23 protein-coding genes and 1 pseudogene are annotated in these 22742 nt (G+C 35.0%); 3 read left to right on the top strand and 21 right to left on the bottom strand.

The genetic code is table 11. From position 1 onward, the window contains the following. Positions 1–84 precede the first annotated feature (84 nt). From adhP to JFU23_RS26700, 5 genes are all read right to left on the bottom strand, one after another. Complete coding sequence (gene adhP / locus JFU23_RS26720; RefSeq protein WP_201033127.1) at positions 85–1122, bottom strand: alcohol dehydrogenase AdhP; 1038 nt, start codon at positions 1120–1122, stop codon at positions 85–87. Between the two features lie 380 nt (positions 1123–1502). Continuing rightward, positions 1503–2357 (bottom strand): MurR/RpiR family transcriptional regulator, encoded by an 855-nt coding sequence (locus JFU23_RS26715; protein ID WP_002031820.1) that lies wholly within the window; start codon positions 2355–2357, stop codon positions 1503–1505. Positions 2358–2643: 286 nt separating this feature from the next. After that, a complete protein-coding gene (locus JFU23_RS26710) occupies positions 2644–3279 on the bottom strand; it encodes a response regulator (protein ID WP_201033126.1) in 636 nt (211 codons plus the stop codon). Between the two features lie 14 nt (positions 3280–3293). Continuing rightward, positions 3294–4412 carry a GAF domain-containing sensor histidine kinase gene (locus tag JFU23_RS26705; protein ID WP_002031724.1) on the bottom strand — a complete coding sequence of 373 codons (1119 nt, stop codon included), beginning with the start codon at positions 4410–4412 and terminating at the stop codon, positions 3294–3296. Between the two features lie 167 nt (positions 4413–4579). Continuing rightward, positions 4580–5473 carry a mechanosensitive ion channel family protein gene (locus tag JFU23_RS26700; RefSeq protein ID WP_201033125.1) on the bottom strand — a complete coding sequence of 298 codons (894 nt, stop codon included), beginning with the start codon at positions 5471–5473 and terminating at the stop codon, positions 4580–4582. Positions 5474–5837: 364 nt separating this feature from the next. On the opposite strand from JFU23_RS26700, the pseudogene JFU23_RS26695 reads away from it, so the two are divergent. Further along, positions 5838–6197, top strand: a pseudogene (locus JFU23_RS26695) (NUDIX hydrolase); the annotation flags it as partial. A 534-nt stretch (positions 6198–6731) separates the two neighbouring features. Here JFU23_RS26695 and JFU23_RS26685 read toward each other — a convergent pair. The 11 genes from JFU23_RS26685 to asnB form a co-directional block, all read right to left on the bottom strand. Next, positions 6732–7280 (bottom strand): cysteine hydrolase family protein, encoded by a 549-nt coding sequence (locus JFU23_RS26685; RefSeq protein ID WP_098167765.1) that lies wholly within the window; start codon positions 7278–7280, stop codon positions 6732–6734. A 235-nt stretch (positions 7281–7515) separates the two neighbouring features. Continuing rightward, a complete protein-coding gene (locus JFU23_RS30300; RefSeq protein WP_012260876.1) occupies positions 7516–7698 on the bottom strand; it encodes a hypothetical protein in 183 nt (60 codons plus the stop codon). A 146-nt stretch (positions 7699–7844) separates the two neighbouring features. After that, a complete protein-coding gene (locus JFU23_RS26680) occupies positions 7845–8333 on the bottom strand; it encodes a putative periplasmic lipoprotein (RefSeq protein ID WP_002065200.1) in 489 nt (162 codons plus the stop codon). 509 nt (positions 8334–8842) lie between these two features. After that, entirely contained in the window at positions 8843–9997 is a 1155-nt protein-coding gene (ltrA, locus tag JFU23_RS26675; RefSeq protein ID WP_307838510.1) for a group II intron reverse transcriptase/maturase, read from the bottom strand. A gap of 566 nt (positions 9998–10563) precedes the next feature. Next, positions 10564–11211: a nitroreductase family protein gene (locus JFU23_RS26670; protein WP_002012699.1), complete on the bottom strand. Its 648-nt coding sequence runs from the start codon at positions 11209–11211 to the stop codon at positions 10564–10566. Positions 11212–11309: 98 nt separating this feature from the next. Beyond that, on the bottom strand, positions 11310–12185 hold the full coding sequence (gene dat / locus JFU23_RS26665; RefSeq protein WP_201033123.1) for a D-amino-acid transaminase: 876 nt from the start codon (positions 12183–12185) through the stop codon (positions 11310–11312). 132 nt (positions 12186–12317) lie between these two features. After that, complete coding sequence (locus JFU23_RS26660; protein WP_002127211.1) at positions 12318–13280, bottom strand: ABC transporter substrate-binding protein; 963 nt, start codon at positions 13278–13280, stop codon at positions 12318–12320. A 234-nt stretch (positions 13281–13514) separates the two neighbouring features. After that, positions 13515–14516 carry an N-acetylmuramoyl-L-alanine amidase gene (locus JFU23_RS26655; protein ID WP_201033122.1) on the bottom strand — a complete coding sequence of 334 codons (1002 nt, stop codon included), beginning with the start codon at positions 14514–14516 and terminating at the stop codon, positions 13515–13517. A gap of 106 nt (positions 14517–14622) precedes the next feature. Next, positions 14623–14958: a hypothetical protein gene (locus JFU23_RS26650; RefSeq protein ID WP_078176649.1), complete on the bottom strand. Its 336-nt coding sequence runs from the start codon at positions 14956–14958 to the stop codon at positions 14623–14625. Positions 14959–15003: 45 nt separating this feature from the next. Beyond that, entirely contained in the window at positions 15004–15363 is a 360-nt protein-coding gene (locus JFU23_RS26645) for a GNAT family N-acetyltransferase (RefSeq protein ID WP_002012705.1), read from the bottom strand. Between the two features lie 91 nt (positions 15364–15454). Then, a complete protein-coding gene (gene asnB / locus JFU23_RS26640) occupies positions 15455–17356 on the bottom strand; it encodes an asparagine synthase (glutamine-hydrolyzing) (RefSeq protein WP_201033121.1) in 1902 nt (633 codons plus the stop codon). Between the two features lie 217 nt (positions 17357–17573). Here asnB and JFU23_RS26635 point away from each other — a divergent pair, with 217 nt between their 5' ends. Beyond that, on the top strand, positions 17574–18041 hold the full coding sequence (locus tag JFU23_RS26635) for an Hsp20/alpha crystallin family protein (protein ID WP_002012708.1): 468 nt from the start codon (positions 17574–17576) through the stop codon (positions 18039–18041). Between the two features lie 36 nt (positions 18042–18077). Here JFU23_RS26635 and JFU23_RS26630 read toward each other — a convergent pair whose 3' ends face one another. After that, positions 18078–18665, bottom strand: a complete 588-nt coding sequence (locus JFU23_RS26630; RefSeq protein WP_002141632.1) for an SCO family protein — start codon at positions 18663–18665, stop codon at positions 18078–18080. A gap of 335 nt (positions 18666–19000) precedes the next feature. Between JFU23_RS26630 and JFU23_RS26625 the strand changes: the two genes are divergently transcribed. Further along, on the top strand, positions 19001–19975 hold the full coding sequence (locus tag JFU23_RS26625) for an MBL fold metallo-hydrolase (RefSeq protein ID WP_201033120.1): 975 nt from the start codon (positions 19001–19003) through the stop codon (positions 19973–19975). A 188-nt stretch (positions 19976–20163) separates the two neighbouring features. Here the strand turns inward: JFU23_RS26625 and JFU23_RS26620 are convergent, their stop codons facing one another. The 4 genes from JFU23_RS26620 to JFU23_RS26605 form a co-directional block, all read right to left on the bottom strand. After that, positions 20164–21006: a DegV family protein gene (locus JFU23_RS26620; RefSeq protein WP_201033119.1), complete on the bottom strand. Its 843-nt coding sequence runs from the start codon at positions 21004–21006 to the stop codon at positions 20164–20166. Between the two features lie 153 nt (positions 21007–21159). Next, positions 21160–21411, bottom strand: coding sequence for a DUF2535 family protein (locus JFU23_RS26615; RefSeq protein ID WP_201033118.1), 252 nt, complete (start codon positions 21409–21411; stop codon positions 21160–21162). Between the two features lie 328 nt (positions 21412–21739). Beyond that, positions 21740–22480, bottom strand: a complete 741-nt coding sequence (tatC, locus tag JFU23_RS26610; RefSeq protein WP_033708120.1) for a twin-arginine translocase subunit TatC — start codon at positions 22478–22480, stop codon at positions 21740–21742. 53 nt (positions 22481–22533) lie between these two features. Continuing rightward, positions 22534–22713, bottom strand: a complete 180-nt coding sequence (locus JFU23_RS26605) for a twin-arginine translocase TatA/TatE family subunit (protein WP_002012719.1) — start codon at positions 22711–22713, stop codon at positions 22534–22536. Positions 22714–22742 lie beyond the last annotated feature (29 nt).

Below are 22742 nucleotides of genomic sequence, written 5' to 3'. Positions count from 1 at the left end.
GAATACGAGGGATCATCTTTTTTATGCCGTCTAACTTCTTTAAATGACCTTTGCTAGACTCATGCTTTTTATATTTAAAATGAATTATTTACACTCACAATTATACTGTTTAAAATCGATTACCATACGCCCTTGAATTCTACCTTGTTCCATTTCTTCGAATACGTTTTGTACTTTATCTAGAGAACACGTTTGAACAACTGGCACTACTTTTCCTTCTGCGCCGAACATAAATGCCTCCTCCAGATCCTTACGAGTACCAACTAGAGAACCAACTACTTCAATTCCGTCTAATACAAGTCGTGGAATGTTTAAATCCATAGTTTCTACTGGTAAACCTACCGCAACTACTTTACCGCAAGCACGTACTGCATCAACTGCTGAGTTAAAGGCTACTTTAGAAACTGCTGTTACTACAGCAGCATAAGCACCACCAAACTCCTCTTGAACAATTTTATCAGCAGGACCTTGAGAAATCGGATTGATAGTCATATCAGCACCAACTTCTTTTGCTAAGGCTAATTTGTCGTCATTGATATCTACTGCAATTACCTTTGCACCAAATACGTTTTTAGCATATTGAATAGCTAGGTTACCTAATCCACCACAACCATAGATTACGATAGGTTGACCAGGTTTAATGTCTGATACTTTTATAGCTTTATATGTAGTTACGCCCGCACATGTAATTGATGATGCTTGAGCAGGATCTAATCCTTCTGGTACCTTCACCGCATAATCAGCTGTAACAATACATTGTTCAGCCATACCACCATCTACTGAATAACCAGCATTTTTCACTTCACGGCAGAATGTTTCTCTCCCCGTTACGCAATATTCACAACGTCCACAAGATTGGAACATCCATGCAATACTTACACGGTCACCTATCTTTAGTGAAGTAACATCATCAGCAATTTTAGTAACAATACCTACACCCTCATGACCAAGGATGCGGCCATCGGTGTTTCCAAAATCATGATTCGCAACGTGTAAATCAGTGTGGCAAACTCCACAATACTCTACATCTACTAGCGCTTCACCCGAGTGTAACGGACGTAATTCTTTTTCAATAACTTCAATATTTGCTTTGCTGTTTTTATTAACTACTACTGCTTTCATATGTGATCTCCCCTTTAGTGTTTTAGAGTTTTAATGAGTTTATCTCACAACTACTGTCCTCACTATTTTGGCTAATTATTGTACCAAATTTAAGTGTTCAATCATCATTACAGGTTCATCATAACATGGAATTTCATAAGCTTATTGTAAAATTTTGAACAATATTTGAATTATTACCCAATACGTATTTTGATGTATCAAGCTACTTGTTAAATTTCATATGCAAAATATCGAGGTTTAAAAAATGAATGGTCTAAAAGATGAGAGATTATTATTATAGGTAATTGGCATATTTCTATAGACACTTAGAACAAGTAGATCTAGAGGGTATATCAACAGACTACTCGCCAATATAAAAAGCTCTTCATTTGAAGAGCTTTTTATATTCGCTTCATCGAAATAGTTTCACGTATACTTTGTAAATTTTGTAGTGTTTCCTCTTGTCGCTGCAATGACAATCCCACATACAAAGTATCTAATAAACTAAGCTGCGCTAATCGTGACGAACTTGCTTCTGTACGAAATTCCGTCTCACGCGTCGAAGTATATAATGTTATATGAGCAAGTTGGCTTAATGCCGATTTTTGATAGCTCGTAATCGCAATAATTTTGGCCCCTCTTGCTTTCGCTACTTCTAACGCTTCAAGTAAACCTTTATTACTGCCCGAATGAGAAATTGCAATGACCACTGCTTTTTTTGTCAGCAAGCCAGCTCCCATAATTTGAAAATGTGAATCCGTATGAGCAATACAAGAAATACCCGTTCTCATAAACTTATGATAAGCATCCATCGCAATAATACCTGAACCACCATTTCCATAAAACTCAATTCGTTTCGCTTCATTCAGCGCACTTACTGCCTGTTCCAACGCGTTATCGTTTAACAAATGTAATGTATCTTGCAGTCCTGTAATATGTGAATGAAAAACTTTTTTAGCAACAGTGACAATATTATCTTCTACCGATACTTCCTCATGAATATTTTGCATCGGGGTATGTACAATCTCACGAGCTAATGTAATTTTCAAGTCTTGGAACCCTTGAAAACCTAAGTGTTTGCATAAGCGGAATATCGTTGCTTCGGAACTATTCGTAACTTCCGCTAATTCCGTAATCGATTTATGTACAACATCTTGTGGATGTTTCAAAATATGTTCGGCAATACTTCGTAATTTCGGTGATAAACCATTTAACGAAGCCTGAATCTTTCCAATCCCACTTTTTGTACCAGGCATAGCGTATCTTCCCCTTCCATAGTAGCTTTATCCCGTATTAACGGGCAGTAAGACTCCCACCTCAAAATTCGATGAATGCAAGGGAGTTAGGTGGGAGATCAACTGCCCGTAAAAACCCGATTGGTTCAACTAATAATCAGTGGGGATGGCCCCCCCACTGATTAAAGTTTCACTTTATTGTACCTAATTATTGAAAGAAGAAAAACCTTTATTCGGCATCTCTATACATTTTAATTTCTCATATGTATTCTTCCGTAGCATATGACACAATTATTCATACTTATTTCTAGTTTTCCCCATGCTTTACTGCGTATAAGGCAGCTTGTGTACGATCATCTACTTCCAATTTAGCCAATACGTTAGAAACGTGTGTTTTCACAGTTTGTTCTGTAATATGAAGTTCTGCTGCAATCTCCTTATTGCTTCTTCCTTTCGCAATTTCACGAAGTACTTCTCGCTCCCTTTTTGTTAACATAGAAAAAGGATTCTCTTTTTCTTTCTTGACTGCTGATCGTCCTAATAGTGCTGGTGTTACTTTCGGGTGAAAATTTGCGTTTCCTTGATATACCGCAACGATTGACGCAACAAGTTGATCTGGCTGCACTTCTTTTAATTGATAACCATCTGCCCCAGCTTCTAATGCTGGTAAAACGTAATCTTGTTCTGAAAAACTACTGAGCATAAGAATTTTTATTGTCTCATCGTATTGTTTTATACGTTTTGTCGCTTCAATACCATCCATTTTCGGCATTGATACATCCATTAATACTACATCTGGCCTTTCTGTTTGGACGAATGTTAATGCTTCTTCACCATTTGCTGCTTCCCCAATAATTTCAAATTCTTCTCTCGTCTTCAAAAAGAATACGAGTCCCCTTCGAACGATATGATGATCTTCTACAAGTAATAATTTAATTTTCACTGACGTTCTCCCTCTCAAACCGGTAATTGAATTTCTATCTTTGTCCCCTTTTCCGGTTCTGCTTTTATTCGAAAAATTCCCCTCATTAATTCAATTCGTTCTTTCATACTTTTCAAACCAAGTGCTGACTCTCTTACTTGATCCTGTATAAATCCTATTCCGTTATCTTCTATGTAAAAATGCAACTTATTATTTTCTATCCTTAAATGAACACATACTTTTTCACATGAGGCATGTTTTTTACAATTATGTAATGCCTCTTGGCTTATACGCCATAAAACTTCTTCTATTTCATCTTCAATTAAAACCATTCCATCAATTCGAACTTCCACTTGAATCCCTAACAGTTTTCCGTAATTTTGAATCGCTTCTGCTAAACCTTTCTCTAATCCTTCAGGCCTTAATTGCCAAATCAAAAGTGTCATCTCTTGTAATGCTTCCTGTGATAATTCTCCAATATAACTTAACATCTCTTGCAAGTCTCTATCCTTCGTCATATTTAGAGTCCCTTTCGCTGTTAGCATAATTGAAAATAACAATTGTTTAACAGAATCATGTAAATCACGAGCCAATCGATTCCTTTCAGCTACAACTACATATTTTCGTTCTTTCTCAACTAATTGAATACGTTGTATTGTCGTTCCAATTTGAAATGCAATCGCTTCTAATAACGCTAACTCCTCCTCAGAAAAATGTGTTTTATGAGGCGAGGCTACATTTAATAGACCAAATTTCTCTGATCCAGATCTTAGCGGGATTGTCGCATGATGTGTAACATCTTCTGTCTCGCCCCAATTACATTCAATCGCATCCTCTATTCGTTTACATTCAATAATATTTGTCGCTTTTTCCAATCTTCCATTCACAAAACGTTCTACACACCAACAATCGCCTTCACACATCGGCTTCTTTTCCTGCCACGTAAGAGCTGGGGGTAAGTTTTGGTCTACAAGCATACGATGCTTTCCACTTTCATCAATAAAGAATATCCACCCTGTTTGCAAATTCATAACTTGTAATAATGTATGTAACACTTTTCCTAACATTTCCTGTAAGTTTGTTGCTTCATTTAGTAACTCAGCAATTTCTTTTAATGCCTCTAAACGATGCATCTCTTTTTCATCTATGTTCATTCTCATCACCAACTACCATTATAACATTAAGAAATTTCAAAATACTACAAACAAAAAAGAACCGAATTCCTTCAGCTCTTTTTTCGGAGATATCCCATACAGTTCATTCAAATCTACTGATTCACAAATCTAAATTCTAAACCAAAACAGAAATTAGCTAGTTTTCATTAACTGTCTGATAAAGATTGTCCCACATGGATATTCTGTAAACTTTCAGTGTTAACGAACATATTCGCTGCTGGCATTTGCACTTGATTTTTATGAAAAATAGACATTAATTCAAATCTTACTTGTCTAGAAGTTTCAAAATAATCTTCCGGTTTAATCAAACCTGTAATACAAAATTCATATCCAACATATTTAAGGTTAGGATTTAAGTCTGTAACTCCAACATATTTAAATGGTTCAACAGCTTCATCATCTACTCTATAAAGACCTTGATCCAATTTTTCATTACAAACAACACACACTTCTTCTAACAATTCCTTAACTCTTGTAGGATCTTCCTGATAACTTACCGTGATGCGTTCAATAACTCGCATCCATCCTTTATTAAAATTTTGTATCGTTCTAATCTCTCCGTGTGGTATGGTAAGGAGTTTTCCTGACCATTCACGAATTTGCATAAAACGAATACTAATTTCCTCAATGGTTCCTGAATTTGTTCCGTTAAAAGTAACAAAATCGCCAACACGGAACTCTTTGTCCGCTAATCTTGCGAAGCCTAATATTACATCTTTTAGCATCTGTTGTGCAGCAAAACCGATGACAACTCCCGCTATCCCTGCACCTGCAATAATACTTTTTATATCTACAAATTGACTAATTAAATATATGATAAGACTAATGATAATGATATACCTAAAAATAGATCGAATTACACTTTGAATCGTCTGCTCTACCTCTTCATCAAAAAAGCTTGATTTCCTAAAAAACCAATCAATAATGCGATTTATAACAAAAGAAATAATGATAAGAACTAAAGCAAATAGTAAAAACCTTAAAAGTAAAAATTCCCTTACATAATTAAAAAACTCTTCAGTATACGTTAATAAACTCATCCATCCACTTCCTTACTAATAAAAATTTCATACAAAGCTACTATATTTTAAATACGCATTTATCATCTCAACACTTGTTTTCGAAACATCTTTTATCCTGATCTTAAATCGTACTTTCTTAACTATATGTATTTGTATTCATTGTTCATCTTCAACAATATAACTCTTTAATCAATCTTTCAACTTCAGATGTTCTTTTCTATTTACTATAACCCTTTTTAATCCTCTAAAGGGATATTACAATAGAATTTTTTATAAATGACTTTCTTTTAAGTCCGCAATACTCACCTCGTTACAAGGAATATTTTCACATTACATCGAATATTGCATTTCATACTATTTTTACTCACGGAGGTTACAAACAATGGGATATATCGAAGAACTAAGAGAAGTTGTTGGATCAAGACCACTCAATCTAGCAGGAGTTGCTGTAGCTGTTTTTAATGAACAAGGACAAATATTACTCCAACAAAGACGAAATGGCATTTGGGGTGTTCCTGGAGGTTTTGTGGAACTTGGTGAATCCACAGAAGAAGCTGGCAGACGAGAAGTGCTTGAAGAAACAGGTATTGAAATTGGTACACTTCAGTTAGTAAGTGTATTTTCAGGTAAAGAGTTTTTTGTACAATTACCGAACGGAGATGAATTTTATCCTATAACAATCGCATACCTTTGTAAAGACATTACAGGTGGCTCGTTAAAAGCAGACGGAGTTGAATTATTACAGAATTTACGATACGGGAAAGCCCACGCAGGACTTTAGTCCGTCTTTAGACGTGGGATGAAAGCATCGTTTTTGCATAGCAAAACATGGTATACTTTATTCATAGTCATGCAAAAGACTCTAAAACGACTGTTCTCTGAAAATAGAATACATATGAGGTTGGGGTAGCCAATTCTTCTACTCCGTAAAATGTATTAAGTCGTCATGCAAAAGACGTAAAAACAGTTGAGAACGAACAACCTGTACGGTATGGTCACAGTACCGTAGCCCACGAACCTATATGGTCTGTTGTGGGAGTGGTGATGGCACACCGCAATCTTGCACGTCAGCGATACCAGAAATGGACTTCGCCTTTGGTAGCAAGAATCCCACTGACGTTAGTCAGCTGGCCCCTTTAGGGGTGGGAGTGTCAAATGTACAATTTTTTGATTTAAATGGGCTACCAGAAAACATTAGCCCGTTCATAAAAAAACTAATTGAGCAAAATGTCGTCTCAATTTAAACGTAAAAAGAGGCCTTTTTAAAGGCCTCTTTTTACTTCACTTCTGCATGTAAACAAGATTTAAAATGTCCAAGTGCATATTCATGCCCTTGCGCATTAAAAGATGCTACTGCTTTTTCATAAACCACAATTTGAAACCCTTTGTTATAAGCATCTACTGCTGTATGAAGGACGCAAATATCTGTACATACACCTACAAGATGCACTTCCTCTATTCCTCTTTCTCTTAGCTTCATTTCTAGATCCGTTCCTGCAAAAGCACTGTAACGTGTTTTGTCCATATAGTATACATTCTCTGCATTTTTATATTTCTCGCATACATCTTGTAATTCACCAAATAAGTCTCTTCCATTTGTACCTGCTATATTATGAGGTGGAAACAATTTCGCTTCTGGATGATATACATCATTGTCTTCATGTTTATCAATCGCAAATACTACGTAATCACCTTTTTCAATAAATTGTTTCGTTACACTTACAAGTTCCTTCTCAATTTCTTGACCTGGTTTCCCGCATGTTAAAGCACCTTTTTCAGCTACAAAATCATATGTATAATCAATATTTATAAGCGCTCTTTTCATAACTACAATCTCTCCTTCTTCTGTTTCACAGTAAACAATAGAAAATTTGTTATTACGACATCGTATGTACTATTCGACATTTCAAATGAAATCCCTACATTTCCAACTCAATACTTACCTTAATCCGAGTTTATCATAAAGCCAAACTTTAATCATAGGGGGGATTATCCTTCACCAATCGGGCTTTTACGGGCAAGTTGATCTCCCACCTAACTTCCTCGCATGTGCCGAATTTTCAGGTGGGGTTCTTATTGTCCGTTAAGGCTTGATAAAACCGATACACAATGACAAAACATACAGCTCCAATTAACAAGTCATGAATGTGATAATTGAGCGTAACTTCAACCGCCTCTTGTAAAGTAAACCAAATGACCGAAAACATTATAATAAATAAGAAAATACGAATAACTCGTTTCAAACTTTCAATCCCTTTCTCTTACATGATAGTAAAGAATAATTTCTTCCTATTCATTCGTACTAAAAAGTGACACAAATTATTCTCAATGACATAATTCAATCCAAACTAAAAAGTACACTACTTTTGAGTAATGTACTTTTTCCATATTAAGACGCAGGCTTCGTTTCAAACGTCGCTTGATTCAAGCTAATGACTTTTCCTTTTGGGTCATTGTTTTCAAACTGAGCTGCGGTAATCGTATGACTACCTGTCTCAAGCGTCTTTTCTTTTAATTGTACTGTTGTCTGTGTTGTACTAGTTACTTGATGTTTATCTGCAAATATTTGATCTACAAATACAAATGTTTCTTTATCGTTTTGAAAATTGGAAAGTTCTAATTCGACTTGCTGAATTAAAGTATCCTTTTTTATGAATACAGTTGGTATATTGCCATTTTCAGAAGTACCATCTGGAGTAGTTACTTTTACTTTCCCTTCTCCGATTGGCACTGCTCCTTCAGGAAATACGACCATATTCTCATCACTTGCATTTACAACTTGTTCTTCCTGGTTTGACTGTGCATCCTCTTTTTCCTTTGGAGTACCACAGCCTACTAATAACAATACAGACAATCCAGCGATTATGAATTTCTTCAAAATTCATTCCCCCTGTTATTTCATTATAATTTATTATACAAAAATAACTTCTTGATTTTAAAACTAGTTTTTAACACTTTCATGAACAAATATTAGCTTGCTCACGATTACTGTACCATACTTTCATTTTAAGAACATTAATTTTTTTAAAGAAATAAATAGTAATTCCACTCTATTCATCATTTTAGCCCAATTTACTAAAAAAATATCCATTCGTAGAGTAGAAAACTGAAACAGATTAAATTTTCTTTAGGGATGGCTTTGCCATCCCTTTTCTGTTTCAGCTTCCCCTCATCAAACCGTACGTGAGGTTTTCCCTCATACGGCTTTCCGATGTTCTTCCTTCTTTGGCGTTCAGTTTTGTTCTATCCTCCTACTTTCACGAGTGTATATGTTGTTTTCTTCATCAAGTCCTTGATACGACCATGTTTCTTTCGAACATTTCTTTTCTTATTCCAAAAAAGGTTAAGTCGTTCTAGGACGTACCAGTCTATTTTACAGAGCCACCTCTATCCAATTGAAGATAAGCTATAATAATTCTTGAATCCTTGCAGAATTCTATTTAAACCTTTCACCATCTCTTCCAATTGTAGATACAGTTTGTTCCTCGGCTCTGTGTATCTTTTAATGCGTTCCCGCATTTTCTTCATGGCTTTCTGGCTCGGAATATGTGCCATCACATGCACTTTCTTCCCGCCTTTCACATGTTTAGGGTATTTTCGGTGGTGAAATCCTAGAAAATCAAATCCCTCGTTTCCATCCCACGTATTCACTAGCTTCGACTTTTCTGTATGGATTGTAAGTTCTAACTTATTCATAATGGATTGTAGTATCCGAATACTCTCTAATGCTTGTTGTTTTGTTTGACATACGATGACAAAGTCATCCGCATATCGAATTAGTTCCCCCAAATGTTTACACTTCTTTTCCCAAATGGTATCCATATAGTTTAAATATATATTAGAAAGTAATGGAGATATCACGCCACCTTGTGGTGTACCTAATGTCGTTTCATGAAATTGCGCATGTTCCATGATTCCCGCTTTCAACCATTTTCTAATGAGTTTTAACACTCTTCGGTCACTGATTCTTCTTTCTACAAGCCTCATTAATTTGTCATGATTAATATTGTCAAAGTATCCTTGTATGTCTACATCTACAATCCAATGAGATGTTTTACTCGCTTTCCGTATCTTCGATATCGCTTGATGTGCTGTGCGTTTCGGGCGAAATCCATACGAACAGTCTTGAAAATCGGCTTCGAAGATAGGTTCTATCACCAATTTCGTTGCCATTTGTACAACCCTATCCTTGATCGTGGGAATTCCAAGCGGTCTTTGTTTTCCATCACCTTTTGGAATATACATTCTTCTTACAGCTTGTGGATGGTAGGATTTACTTTTCAATTCTATATATAATTCATTGAGAAAGTTTCGTTCTCCATATTGATACACGATTTCTTCAATCGTCTGTCCATCAATTCCACCGCTCCCTTGATTCCGTTTTACCCTTCTCCATGCTTCAGCCAATATGTCAGGACGATATATTTTGTCGTACAACGCGTGAAACCTACGACTTGAACTTTCTTTGGCACAAAGATATAAAGTCTTCCAAAGTTCTTGAGCTTTTACATCAGTGTAGTTAGCTAGTTTTCCAGCATTCACTCACTCTTACCTCCTTCCAACTTATGAACAAAGTAGAGGTCCTTCCCTACATAACGTTGTGTTGTCGTTATGATATTCAGTACTATGACCTCCTCCGACTCCCTCTTTACAGTCCACCATTTCGTATATGCTTATAGGTTTCCTCTCTCCTTTCTGAAAGAAAGGGCAAAGGAGGGTCTCCCCAGTTCCAGACACTACTTTCTCAACATACCGCCCTCCGTACCCCGAGGGATTCTTCGATGTCGTATTTCCAAGTTCTTCACATCTTCCATGGTCTTCGCCCATATTCACCAGGCTCGACTTCCCTTTGTCCTATTGCTAGGTTGCTTTTAACGAGGCGGCAAGGTTCACTTTATGTTACGGTCTGTTGATTCGCTCGCACTTCTAGTAGAAGTTACTTTGTCACAGGGCTTCAACCTTAGGATTTCTCCACCAGCTGCCTGTCAGCTACTAGGCGACTTGGCTCTTACCTAGGCTGGACTTTCACCAGCAAGCAGTGCCCAGCTTAGCTGGGCACGCAAAATAAAAAAAGACATTGCTATTTCAATGTCTTTTCTACATAACATTTAGAAAATAAATGTTGTAATCTCATCAACTTCTTTTCGAGAAAGTTTCTTCGGCTTATCTTTCGGAAACCCGAGTGAAATTACCATATTAATTTGTTTTTGAGGCTCAATTTGTAAATATTGTCGCAGTTCATCTTGAGCTAATAATACAGGTCCTGTCATTGGACAAGTACCCAGTCCTCTCGCATGTGCAGCCAACATTAAGTTTTGTGCTGCTAAACAGCTACTCTTAATTCCTTCCTCTTCCCATACTGAATCAGGAACGAAGGCAATTGGATCAAATATCTTTTCACGAAACTTTGATTCATATGGTGTTGCCAAACATACGATTAATACTGGCGCCTCAGAGAAAGCTGTCGCATATGGACCGAAAGAACGTGTAAGTAATTTCCCTGCTTTCTCTTCTCCATTTTCTGCTGCTTTTGCTGCAAGTTTATGTAATGCATCCCATGTCATTTGTTCAATTTCTTTAATTTTCTCTCGGTTCATAATGACCAAGAACTCCCACGTTTGTGAGTTCGTATCACTCGGTGCATAACGAGCACAATCAATAATTTCTTTTATATCACTAGTGGATACTTCTTGTTCTGTAAACTTTCTAACACTTCGTCTACCGTGAATTACTTCTTTAAAATCTTCATAATTCATATATTAAATCCCCTTTTTACAGCGTTTTCAAAACTTGTCCTATGGTTGAATTATATCATGAAAAAAAGCTGGGGGAATACCAGCTTTTCCCCTCATTATTAATTTGTCACTTTAAACAAACTAATACTTTCTTCATATGCAGCTTGTAGTTTTTTCGTAATTGGTCCTCTTTCGCCGCTTCCAAACTTCTCATCACCAATTTGAACAACAGGGAATATTTCAAGTGGTGTCGCTGTAAAGAAACATTCGTCAGCCTCGTATACTTCTTGCAATGAGAATTCACGCTCTTCTACTTCAATATGTAAAGCTTTCGCTAATGTAATAACGTAGTGACGAGTAATGCCGTGTAGAATGAAATTATCGGCCGGATGTGTAATTAATTTATTATTTTTCACCATAAAGAAATTCGAATGACACCCTTCTGTTACAACTCCATCTCGTACTAATATCGCTTCTTGATACCCTTGCTCGTTTATTTTATTTTTAATCATGATATTAGGTAGAAGGTTTAAAGATTTTATATGACAGAACTTCCAGCGTATATCCTCTTCTACAGTAACCTTTATTCCTTGTTCCATAGTAGCGGTAGGTCTTGGAAACAAAACAACATTCGCAAAATATGTTGACTGTAAATCTTTTTCATACACATGATTTCGAGCTTGAGCTCCACGTGATATTTGAAGATACACATTCCCATCCTCTTGAAATTGATTTCTTTCAATCATTTGATGAAGTTCTTCAACTAACTCTTCCTTTGTAAACGGCGGAACAATATTTATTTCCCTCATAGATTTAAAAAAGCGTTCCAAATGTAAGTCTAATAAATGAGGCTTCCCATCGTATAGCCTAAATACTTCATATATGCCATCACCAAATTGGAGTCCTCGCTCTTCCAACGCAACCATCGGCTGTTCTTCTTTCGTATTTACAATTCTTCCGTTAAACAAAATCCAATCTTTATGAGTAGCTTTCATTCCTTTCCACTCCTTTATTCCATGATTGGTTTTATTGTACAACTTATCCACACTTAAAAGAAGGAATTTTCTGTATTTAACTAAACAAAAAAAGTACATCACCTATTTAAAGTGATGCACTCAACCATTCATTTATTTCAAAAAATATTTTTCAATATCATCTAGCATTAAGTTTGCAGCTTTAATACCGCCTGCTGTATTCCAAATTACTTCATCCACTTGGAATACTTTATTGTCTTTAGAAGCCTGTAGCTGCTTAAAGAGTGGGTCTTCTGTCCATTCTTTTGCTAACGTGGTTCCTTCGTTATTCTTATCTGCATCTTTATCAGATGTGAAGTAGAATATGTAGTCCCCATCCATATTCGGAATTTGCTCTTTTGTAATTCCTTTTATCGCAAACTCATCTTTATCTTGTAGTGGTGGTCGCTTAAATCCAATATCATTTAAAACAGCACCTGAGAATGAGTTTTTCTGATAAATACGAACGTCACCTGGTACGAAGCGAATAATAGAAACTTTAGAATTCAATTTATCTCCTAACTTCTCTTTCATTCCTTCAATACGTTTTTTATAATCTTCAAGAGCCTTTTGCCCTTCTTTTTCTTTATTTACAGCTTTTGTATAGAGTGTAAAGTTTTCTTTCCAATCCCCGCGCAATGTTTCAGCGTACACAGTTGGCGCTATTTCGTTCAATTGCTCATATATTTTTTCATGACGCATTTTATTCCCGATAATTAAATCTGGCTTAAGCTTCATAACTGCCTCTAAATTAATATCACGCTCAGTACCTACAACTTTCGTATCTTTTAAATCTTTCGCTAAATGAGGATACCATTCATCACCAGCACGTGGTTTTGTAGTTCCAACTGGTGTTACTCCGACAGCTAAAAGCGCCTCCGCACCCTCATTTGTTAAAACAACTACTTTTTTAGGTGTACCATTTACTGTTGTTTCACCCATTGCATGCTTTACAGTATACGAATCTTTTGCTTTAGCCGATGTATCATTTTCTTTTTTCTCTTCTTTGCTACACCCTGCGATTATTACCATAAGTATCATAATGCAGAACATAAATATTTTTTTACTATGTACCATATGTCCTCCCTAGATGAAATCGATTATCATTAACCATTAAAGATTAATGTATATTACATACATTGTCAATGTATATCAGAAAACTTTTTCAATATATACATTTTAGATTCTATCCGCTATTCAAATGTTTATTTTTAAAATAAAGTGTATAAGTATGAAAATAATAAATGTTCTTAAAATGCGTATCTACGTTATACATAAATACGCATTCATATTACATTATAAACTCATTTCCTAATATTGATTATATTTAATATATGATGGATCATTATACACCCATTGATTTCCACCAAGGTTCAACCAACCGTTTTGATTAATATATACTAAATAAGATTCTGGATTATTTAATTTATGAATAACTGAAGAAGATGTTGATGGACCACTTCTTAAATTCACATTCGTTCCTTGTATATATGCGACACCAATTGCACTTCCATCGCTATTGCTCGTCTTTACAAAATTAATGTACGAAGGGTCATTATACACCCATTGTCCATTTCCTAAGTCTAACCATCCGTTACTTTCCTGATATACGACATACGATTCTGGGGAGTTTAGTTGATGAATAACTGAAGAAGACGTTGATGGACCACTTCTTAAATTCACATTTTTCCCAAGGATATAAGCAATCCCCTTCGTTTGTGGTGTTGGCTGAGGATTTGGAGGTTGTGGATTTGGAGGATTCGGATTTGGAGCTACTCCAAAAATAGCTGCTATTCCGTTTGCATATGCTTGACTTAGATCTTCGATAAATTGTGGATTTTTCAATAAATTAGCATCAAATGTTGTATCAATAAAAGCAGTCTCAGTTAAAATTGCATCCATTGCAGTCTCCCTTAGTACCGCATAATTTGCTTTTTTTGCCCCTCGATCACGAAGACCATATTTTGTTAATACAGGATTGACTGCTGCATGCATTTTTTGTTGCTTTTCATATGCGGAACTACTATTAGATAGCGCATTGTAAATATAACTTTCAAATCCAGTGCCACCGCCACTATTAATGTGAAATGAGATAAAATAATCTGCACCAAATGAATTAGCAATATTAGCACGTTCTGATAAAGAGATAAATACATCACTATCACGTGTCATTTTAATATTGATTGGGTAATTTGCAGATAAAATATCTCGCACACGTCTAGCAATTTGAAGTGTTAACTCTTTTTCCACTAACCCATTACCAACAGCACCAGAATCATATCCACCATGCCCTGCGTCTATAACAAGTTTCATATATCTTTTTCATTCCTTTCTTTATTGTAATAAGCTTTCATTTCTACTCGTCCTATTTTATGTTAATTGTACAAGTTCCGTTACAAGTACAAATAAAAAAACCCCCTTATGTAAGGCGGTTTCTATCGCTTTGCTTTAGCCAATTTAAAATGAATATATACGATTGATAATGGATGTAACGTATGCAAAATAAAAGAAATAAAAGAAATATCCCACCGCCGCTATATAGCAACCCAAACTTCAAAAAGATGTTCAAAAGAGGTGGGAAATACGTTATGTTTTGCAATACAAATAGCATACAAAACAAAATTACAAACACGGGTATATATTGTAATTCATATGGTCTTCTCTTCTTATACATTCTTTTCCGAATAAAAGTCTGGCATAGTTCTGCTACTATAAAACAACCTCCAACTAATACAAGACCAGAAGTTATCGTCATACGTCCACCTACCTTATATTCATATCATCACCTAATCAATATTCACTATATTTTCTTTACATATATTCCATTTTCCTCAATAAAACCAGATCCCTCTATGAAAGATTTAGCTTGTTCCGTAAACATTTCTTGCAATACTTTTATTTCTTTCACATTTCTCTGTTTCATCATTTCTTCAAATGTAAAATACGTATTTGTCCCGTATCCATAACCTTGATAATCAAAATGAATAATTAACTGTGACAAAATAGCACTCTCTTCTTGAACGCTATAATCTATTACACCAATATATGTATCATCAACCTTTACACAATACTGAACCTTTTTCTCATCTAAGCTGTGTGAGTGAAACATTTCTTTTACAGCGCTTTCATTTTCTGTATTTACTTTCTCAAACGTAATCATATGTTGTCCATCCTTTTACTATTATTGTATCAATAATAAATGCAATTTATGAAAAAAACCTTAAGATCGAATGCGACCTTAAGGTTTTTTATTAAACTAAGCTATACGCACGCTTTGTTTCTTCGTGGAACTTATTCGTATCGTATTTATGCTCAACATAAATTTGATGCCATACCATAAACGCAAGTACAGTCCAAATTTTACGGCTATAATCGCCTTTATCTGCACAATGTGCTTCCAGTAAGTTTAATACATACTGTTTTTCGATTAAATGCTCAGTTTTGCTTTCTTTAATAATATTTACAGCCCAATCGTGCATTTCATCTTTTAACCAGTGACGAATTGGTACTGGGAATCCAAGCTTTTTACGATCTAACACGTGATCCGGAACAATTCCACGAGCAGCTTCACGTAATATAGCTTTCGTTGTTCCGTTTGCAATTTTAAATTCTGTCGGAATTTTAGATGCAACGTCAAATACTTCTTTATCTAAGAACGGTACACGAAGTTCTAATGAATTTGCCATCGTCATTTTATCAGCTTTTAATAAAATATCGCCGCGTAACCATGTGAACATATCAATGTACTGCATTTTACTTACATCATCATAATCTTTAATTTCGTTATACAATGGTTTCGTGATATCCATGTAGTTAACACTTTCATCGTAATACTTCATTAATTCAGCTTTCTCTTCTTCACGGAAGATTTTCGCATTTCCATAGTAACGCTCTTCGATTGGCGTACATCCACGCTCTAAGAAGCTTTTTCCTTTAAACCCTTCTTTAAGAGCACCACTTAATGCCTTTAGAACACTCTTTCCTGGGCTAGGAATGTAAGAGAACATTTTTAAAGAGTTTGGCTCACGATAAATATTATATCCACCAAATAGCTCGTCTGCACCTTCACCAGAAAGAACAACCGTTACATGTTTACGCGCTTCTTTCGCAACGAAATACAATGGTACAGCTGCTGGATCCGCTAAAGGATCATCCATATGCCAAATGATTTTCGGGAACTCATCCATAAATTCTTGCGCTGTAATGAATACGTTATGGTTTTTAACTCCTAATTTCTCAGCAGTTTCTTTCGCAACATCAACTTCACTGAAACCACGTTGTTCGAAACCAATAGAGAATGTTAATAGATTTGGATTCATTTCTCTTGCGATAGAAGCAATAATAGATGAATCGATACCACCAGATAAGAAAGAACCTACTGGTACATCACTACGCATATGTACTTTTACAGAATCGTATAATACATCACGAATTGCTTGGATATGCTCCTCTTTCGTTGCGCTTGAAGCGTTGAAATAAGGATTCCAGTAGCAATGGATTTCCATCTCTTTACCGATTTCTTTTACAAAGTAATGACCAGGCTCAATTTTGTTAACATCAATTGTTAATGTTTCTGGCTCTGGACCATATTGGTACGTAAAGTAGTGTTGTAGTGACTTTGGGTTTACCCCTTTGTCTTCCATTACATGCATAATACTTTTCTTCTCAGATGCGAAGAATGTAGTATCACCTTGTTGTGCGATGTATAAAGGCTTAATACCGAAGTGGTCACGTGCACCGAAAAGTGTCTTTTCTTCACGATCCCAAATCATAAATGCGAACATACCACGAAGGTAGTCTACACATTTTTCTTTCATATGTGCATACAATGCAATGATAACTTCTGTATCAGATTGTGTAGCAAACGTTGCACCTTTTTCAAGTAACATTTCACGTAGTTCTACATAATTGTAAATTTCACCATTAAAAATAATTACATATCGATCATTTTCATAAGTTAACGGCTGATGTCCTGCCTCTAAGTCAATGATACTTAAACGGCGGAAGCCAAATTGTACATGTTCATCACGAAAATATCCTTCGTCATCTGGACCGCGGTGGAAAATCATCGTGTTCATATTTTCAAATTGATGTTTTTCTGTTTCTGAAAACTCTCTAGGGTTTTCACATAAACATCCTACAAAACCACACATACTTCTTACCCTCTTTCAGTTTTCATTCTGTCTCAATACTACTATATCAACCCTATTTATACTAGCATAATCAACTGAATATGGCGACCAAAAACTATAAAAAACTCACTCCATTTCACATTTTTAACATTTTTTTATGAAAACATGAAAACTAGGCACTCACCTTTCTCCGCTTTTGTCATATGATATTGCAAATTGATTTCTAGGAGGTAATACCATGAGTGAAGAAAAAAAAGATTCTTCTCGCCCACCAGTTCGTAATTATTTAAAACAAATTGATGATTTTTTCGAACAAACGCCTCTTCGTGGCGTAATTGCTGATTTAAATCATTTTTTCCAAAAAGGAAACCGTTTATTAACATTCCCAGTAGATTTATACGAAGTTGGTGACGAACTCGTCGTTACAGCCGAACTACCAGGTATACAAAAAGAACAAATTCAAATTGAAATACAAAGCGAATACTTAAAAGTCTCTGTAAAAGAAGATATACTTGAAGAGACGGAAGAAGAACAAACATCTCATAACTATTATCGCCGAGAACGTTCCATTTCAGAAGCGTCAAGAATTATTAAGTTACCATATTTAATTAATAAAAAAGCAACGAAAGCTTCTTATCAAAACGGTGTATTAGAAATTCGCGCACCGAAATTACCACAACAGCATGACATATTATCCATAGACTGAATACTAATAAAAGAAGGGTGCTAAGCACCCTTCTTTTTAATCAGCTAATCGCTTCATATCACGTATAATATCTTCGTATGGCGTATTGCTAATGCCGCTATATTTTTTCATTACTTTTCCATTTTGATCGACTAAGAAAAATGATGTACCGTGTATTACTTGCCCATTCTCTGGTTTATCTACAAGCGACTGGAAGTTATCTTTTGAAAACTTTGTAATATCCTCCAGTGAATAACCAGTTAACAAGTTCCAGTTACTTGTATCCTCTGTAAACTTTTGAATGAATGCTTTCAAATTTTCTGGTTTATCAAGTTCAGGGTCTACACTAAACGAAACAAACTGAACGTCTAATTTCTCTTCCTTAGCCATTTTCTGTAATTTCGCCATATTAGCAGTCATTGGCGGACAAACTGTTTGACAGTTTGTAAACATGAAATCAGCTACCCAAACTTTCCCTTTTAAATCTTTTGTACCAAACGGCTTTCCTTCTTGATTTGTAAATTGGAAAGTTTCTAAATCCCAGTTTAACGGTTTACGGAGTTTTGCCCCTGAACTACTACAACCTGCAAGTACAAAGAGACAAAATACAACCATAAGACCAATTAACTTTTGATAACGCTTCATTATTAAACCTCTTTTCTCTATCCTTAATTTATGTAAGTTATGTATATCATAACAAAAGTAAACACTATGAGAAAATTGTTTACATCATTTGTTCACGAAATCGTACGAATTTACGTATGTTACTTCTTTATTTCAAGCGAATTACTAGACAAAATATATTTTACTACTATTATTTCTCTAACCATTATTTGCGAAACGAAGTTCATTGTTAAATTTGTAAATAACCCCCCCTATTTTTTTACAATTACTTAAACATTAATCCATGTTAAACACTGTATTCCTTAACAACATTTCGGTACAATACAACTACAACGATTTTAAATGAGGTGATGTTCATGGCAAAGCGCTATGAAAATATGGATAATGCAAGTACAAAAAAATCAATTCGCTCCTTCTTACGTTGGCGTAAAGAGAGAAAGCAAAACAAAAAAGACTTTTCTTTTCTAGTAGAACAATCACCTGTTAAACAAAGTAAATTTCTACTAAATAACTTTGAAAAAACGACTGTCACATGGATTGGTCATTCAACTTTTCTCATTCAAACGAACGGCTTAAATATTTTAACAGATCCAGTATGGGCAAATAAATTAAAGTTAGTTCCACGACTTACTGAGCCAGGGCTCACTATAAAAGAACTACCTAAAATCGATATCGTTCTTATTTCACACGGTCATTACGATCATTTAGACTTTTCATCTCTTCGTCAACTAAATGATGATGCCTTATACCTTGTTCCTATTGGGCTAAAAAAATTATTTACTCGTAAAAAATTCACCAATGTAGAAGAATACAACTGGTGGGAAAGTACAACAATTGATGAAGTCTCTTTTCACTTCGTACCTGCCCAGCACTGGACGAGAAGAACATTATTTGATATGAACACCTCTCACTGGGGAGGATGGATCATTGATAATATGACTTCTTCAGAAACCATTTATTTTTGTGGTGATAGTGGTTATTTCCAAGGATTTAAAGAGATCGGCAAACGTTTTTCAATCGATATTGCACTTATGCCAATTGGTGCCTATGAACCAGAATGGTTTATGAAAGTGTCTCACGTTTCACCAGAAGAAGCTGTGCAAGCGTATCTAGATATAAACGCTACACATTTCATTCCCATGCACTACGGTACTTTTGCTTTAGCAGATGAAACACCAAGGGAAGCAGTAACACGACTACGAAATAACTGGAATTTACGAATGCTACCGTGGGAACAACTACATGTTCTCTTTTTAGGTCAAACTTTCACGTATAGCCCTATTGTCCCAGATAAAAAACCAGTAAAAATCACAGAAACTTCTCATGTATAATAGTACTAATTTTTGCGAGTAATTTATCATATACTTTAAAAAATTGAAAAGGGTGTTTTTCATGAAAGATTATTTACAGACTCGCTATATAATTAGCGGTAGCGCCTGTATTGCCCTTCTCATTTCTTATTTTCTGTCCTGAAATAATAAAAAAGCTACTTGAAAATTCATTTCAAGTAGCTTTTTTATTACTCTGCTAAATACATAAAACCAATTGCTCCTGGTCCTGTATGAGTACTGATAACTGGTGTTGTATAGAAAATCTCTGATTGAGTGAATCCATTCACTTTTTCAACAGCAGCTTTTACACTTTCTGCTAAAGGAATTGCTTTAGCATGTGGAATCGCAACAGCTTTCACCACTTTCCCAGCAGTATCTTCCTCGAATAGTTTAGCCAACGTTTTTACAATCTGCCCTTGGCTACGTACTTTCGTTACCGGATTATATACGCCGCCTTCTAAACTTGCAATAGGTTTAATATTAAGTAATGAACCGATAAAAGCTTTCCCTTTACCGATACGTCCACCCTTCACTAAGTTCTCTAATGTATCTACGACAACATATAAACGAGTATTCTTTCTTACTTCATCAATACGTTTTAAAATATCTTCTAGTGAGCATTCTTCTTTTGCCATTTTTGCAGCTTCAATTACTTGATATGCTAAAGCATGTGTAATAAATTGAGAATCAACAACTGTTACTTTTGTATCTGTCATTGATGCAGCACTATTCGCTGTTGCGACAGTACCGCTCATTCCACCTGTCATATGAATGGAAAGTACTTCACTTCCATCTTCGCCTAGCTTGTCATACATTTCTACAAATGTACCCATAGCCGGTTGTGATGTTTTTGGTAATTCTTCTGATTTAATCATTTCTTCAATAAATTCATCCGGTTGCAAATCTACACGATCTAAGTATGTTTGTCCATTTACAGAAATAGATAATGGTAAAACATGAATATCATACTTCTCAATTATATCTTTTGATAAATCTGCCGTTGAATCTGTTACAATTTTAATTTTTTGCATATTATATTCTTCCCTTTCCAATACGCTCTCCCTGTTATTATACTAGCATTCCCGAGGCTTTCAACAATTTCGAATGAATTTCACCAAATTAATTATATTTTTATACCTAAAATGAAAAAGACAGAGCCTACCTAACTCTGTCCCTGCTGTGTATTATGCATTCTTTTCAAGAGTATTTGTCTTATATACATTTGAATAATCATGCCACTTCAAACAACTTTGTAAATATTCACGGAAAGAGTACGAGAATCTTGGGTTTTTATGTTTTTGAATTTTTGCAATAAATAATTGAAGACGAGACTGAATTAGAAACGCTAATGGATGCTGTGTTTGTAGGACAGGGATTTCAAATATTTTAATACAATTCCCTGTTGCATGAGTGAAATAAAAACTTTTCGTAATCACAATATCAATCCTCTTTTTCGTTGGATTTTTGAACTTCCTCCACTTTATTCTTTAACACGTTTTTTAGTGTAGGTTTCCTATGAATACTAAAATATCCTTAAGCTGCCCCATTTAGAAGTTAATACTTCATTTATATCCACCTAATTCGAACCCTGTCCTATATATCCTTTGAGACAGGAGTCTTATTATCCATATATAGCTTGATAACTTCAGTATAAACTTATAAAAATGAAAAGTTTGTCTAAATTTTGGAGATTCTATAATTTTTTCCTTCTATATATTGTATACAATTATAGCTAGAGTATAACAAATAAATTAAAAAGTGCCTTTATAACGAGGCACTTTTCGACTGTATTTCTTCTCTTTTCTGTTTTCGTTTACTAACTATCTTTGATAAAGCGATACTGATTTCATAAATACAAATAAGCGGTACCGCTACTAAACTATGTGATAAAAAATCTGGCGGCGATATACATGATGCAATTATAATCAACACGACATAAGCATATCTTCTTATTTTCTGAAGAAATTCTGCCGTTAGAAGACCTATACTCGTTAAAAACATAACAACTACAGGTAATTCAAATATAACAGCAAACGGAACTGTTAAATTTAATACGAAATGAAAATATTTTTCCGTTGTAAACATCGTATTAAACATCTCATTACCAATTGTAGTTAGGAAATGAAATAAAAATGGCATGACGATAAAATAACCGAAAGATAGGCCTGCTATAAATAATATAGACAATACCGGTATATACATTAATGTCATTTTTTGTTCATTGGGATGTAAACCTGGTTTTACAAATAACCAAATTTGTATCGCAGCAAAAGGAATTGTACAAACGATAGCAAATACTGTAGCAATCGAGAAAAAAATCCACAACACATCACTTGGACCGAGAACAGTTAATTTCATTGGTAAATCTTTTACAAGCCAAAAATAAATATCCTTCGTAAAAGTAAATCCAATAATTAAAAATAATACAAAGGATAATACTGTATATATTACTCGTTTGCGAAGCTCAACAATATGTTCTACTACGCTCATTTCCCGATCTTCCATCTCGTTCACCACACTTTATTTATCCATTCCGAGAAAAACTTTAGCATATTCTTTTATTTATTTTTTTCTTTCTCTTGAAATGCCTCATCAGTCAATTCTTTTGTTGATTTTTTAAATTCTTTTAACGTTTCCCCTAAAGCTTTCCCAATTTCCGGTAACTTTTTTGGGCCAAATAAAATTAACACTGCTACTAAAATTAAAATTAACCCTGGAAAGCCAATATTTGAAAACATTTCCCCATCCCCTTCATAAGTAGATTCCT

The organism is Bacillus sp. TH50, from assembly GCF_016650565.1.
GTDB lineage: Bacteria > Bacillota > Bacilli > Bacillales > Bacillaceae_G > Bacillus_A > Bacillus_A mycoides.
Note: the sequence above shows the minus strand (reverse complement) of the source record. Positions and strands in the feature narration are given on the sequence as shown.

Excerpts from the sequence above, each read along its gene's own strand:
- tatC (WP_033708120.1), bottom strand. The coding sequence starts at position 22,480 with ATGGAAGATCGGGAAATGAGCGTAGTAGAACATATTGTTGAGCTTCGC.
- JFU23_RS26625 (WP_201033120.1), top strand. The coding sequence starts at position 19,001 with ATGGCAAAGCGCTATGAAAATATGGATAATGCAAGTACAAAAAAATCA.
- JFU23_RS26715 (WP_002031820.1), bottom strand. The coding sequence starts at position 2,357 with ATGCCTGGTACAAAAAGTGGGATTGGAAAGATTCAGGCTTCGTTAAAT.
- JFU23_RS26620 (WP_201033119.1), bottom strand. The coding sequence starts at position 21,006 with ATGCAAAAAATTAAAATTGTAACAGATTCAACGGCAGATTTATCAAAA.
- JFU23_RS26630 (WP_002141632.1), bottom strand. The coding sequence starts at position 18,665 with ATGAAGCGTTATCAAAAGTTAATTGGTCTTATGGTTGTATTTTGTCTC.
- JFU23_RS26700 (WP_201033125.1), bottom strand. The coding sequence starts at position 5,473 with ATGAGTTTATTAACGTATACTGAAGAGTTTTTTAATTATGTAAGGGAA.
- JFU23_RS26645 (WP_002012705.1), bottom strand. The coding sequence starts at position 15,363 with ATGATTACGTTTGAGAAAGTAAATACAGAAAATGAAAGCGCTGTAAAA.
- JFU23_RS26685 (WP_098167765.1), bottom strand. The coding sequence starts at position 7,280 with ATGAAAAGAGCGCTTATAAATATTGATTATACATATGATTTTGTAGCT.
- JFU23_RS26660 (WP_002127211.1), bottom strand. The coding sequence starts at position 13,280 with ATGGTACATAGTAAAAAAATATTTATGTTCTGCATTATGATACTTATG.
- JFU23_RS26605 (WP_002012719.1), bottom strand. The coding sequence starts at position 22,713 with ATGTTTTCAAATATTGGCTTTCCAGGGTTAATTTTAATTTTAGTAGCA.
- JFU23_RS26705 (WP_002031724.1), bottom strand. The coding sequence starts at position 4,412 with ATGAACATAGATGAAAAAGAGATGCATCGTTTAGAGGCATTAAAAGAA.
- asnB (WP_201033121.1), bottom strand. The coding sequence starts at position 17,356 with ATGTGTGGTTTTGTAGGATGTTTATGTGAAAACCCTAGAGAGTTTTCA.
- JFU23_RS26655 (WP_201033122.1), bottom strand. The coding sequence starts at position 14,516 with ATGAAACTTGTTATAGACGCAGGGCATGGTGGATATGATTCTGGTGCT.
- JFU23_RS26635 (WP_002012708.1), top strand. The coding sequence starts at position 17,574 with ATGAGTGAAGAAAAAAAAGATTCTTCTCGCCCACCAGTTCGTAATTAT.
- dat (WP_201033123.1), bottom strand. The coding sequence starts at position 12,185 with ATGAAAGCTACTCATAAAGATTGGATTTTGTTTAACGGAAGAATTGTA.
- JFU23_RS26650 (WP_078176649.1), bottom strand. The coding sequence starts at position 14,958 with ATGACGATAACTTCTGGTCTTGTATTAGTTGGAGGTTGTTTTATAGTA.
- JFU23_RS26670 (WP_002012699.1), bottom strand. The coding sequence starts at position 11,211 with ATGAATTATGAAGATTTTAAAGAAGTAATTCACGGTAGACGAAGTGTT.
- adhP (WP_201033127.1), bottom strand. The coding sequence starts at position 1,122 with ATGAAAGCAGTAGTAGTTAATAAAAACAGCAAAGCAAATATTGAAGTT.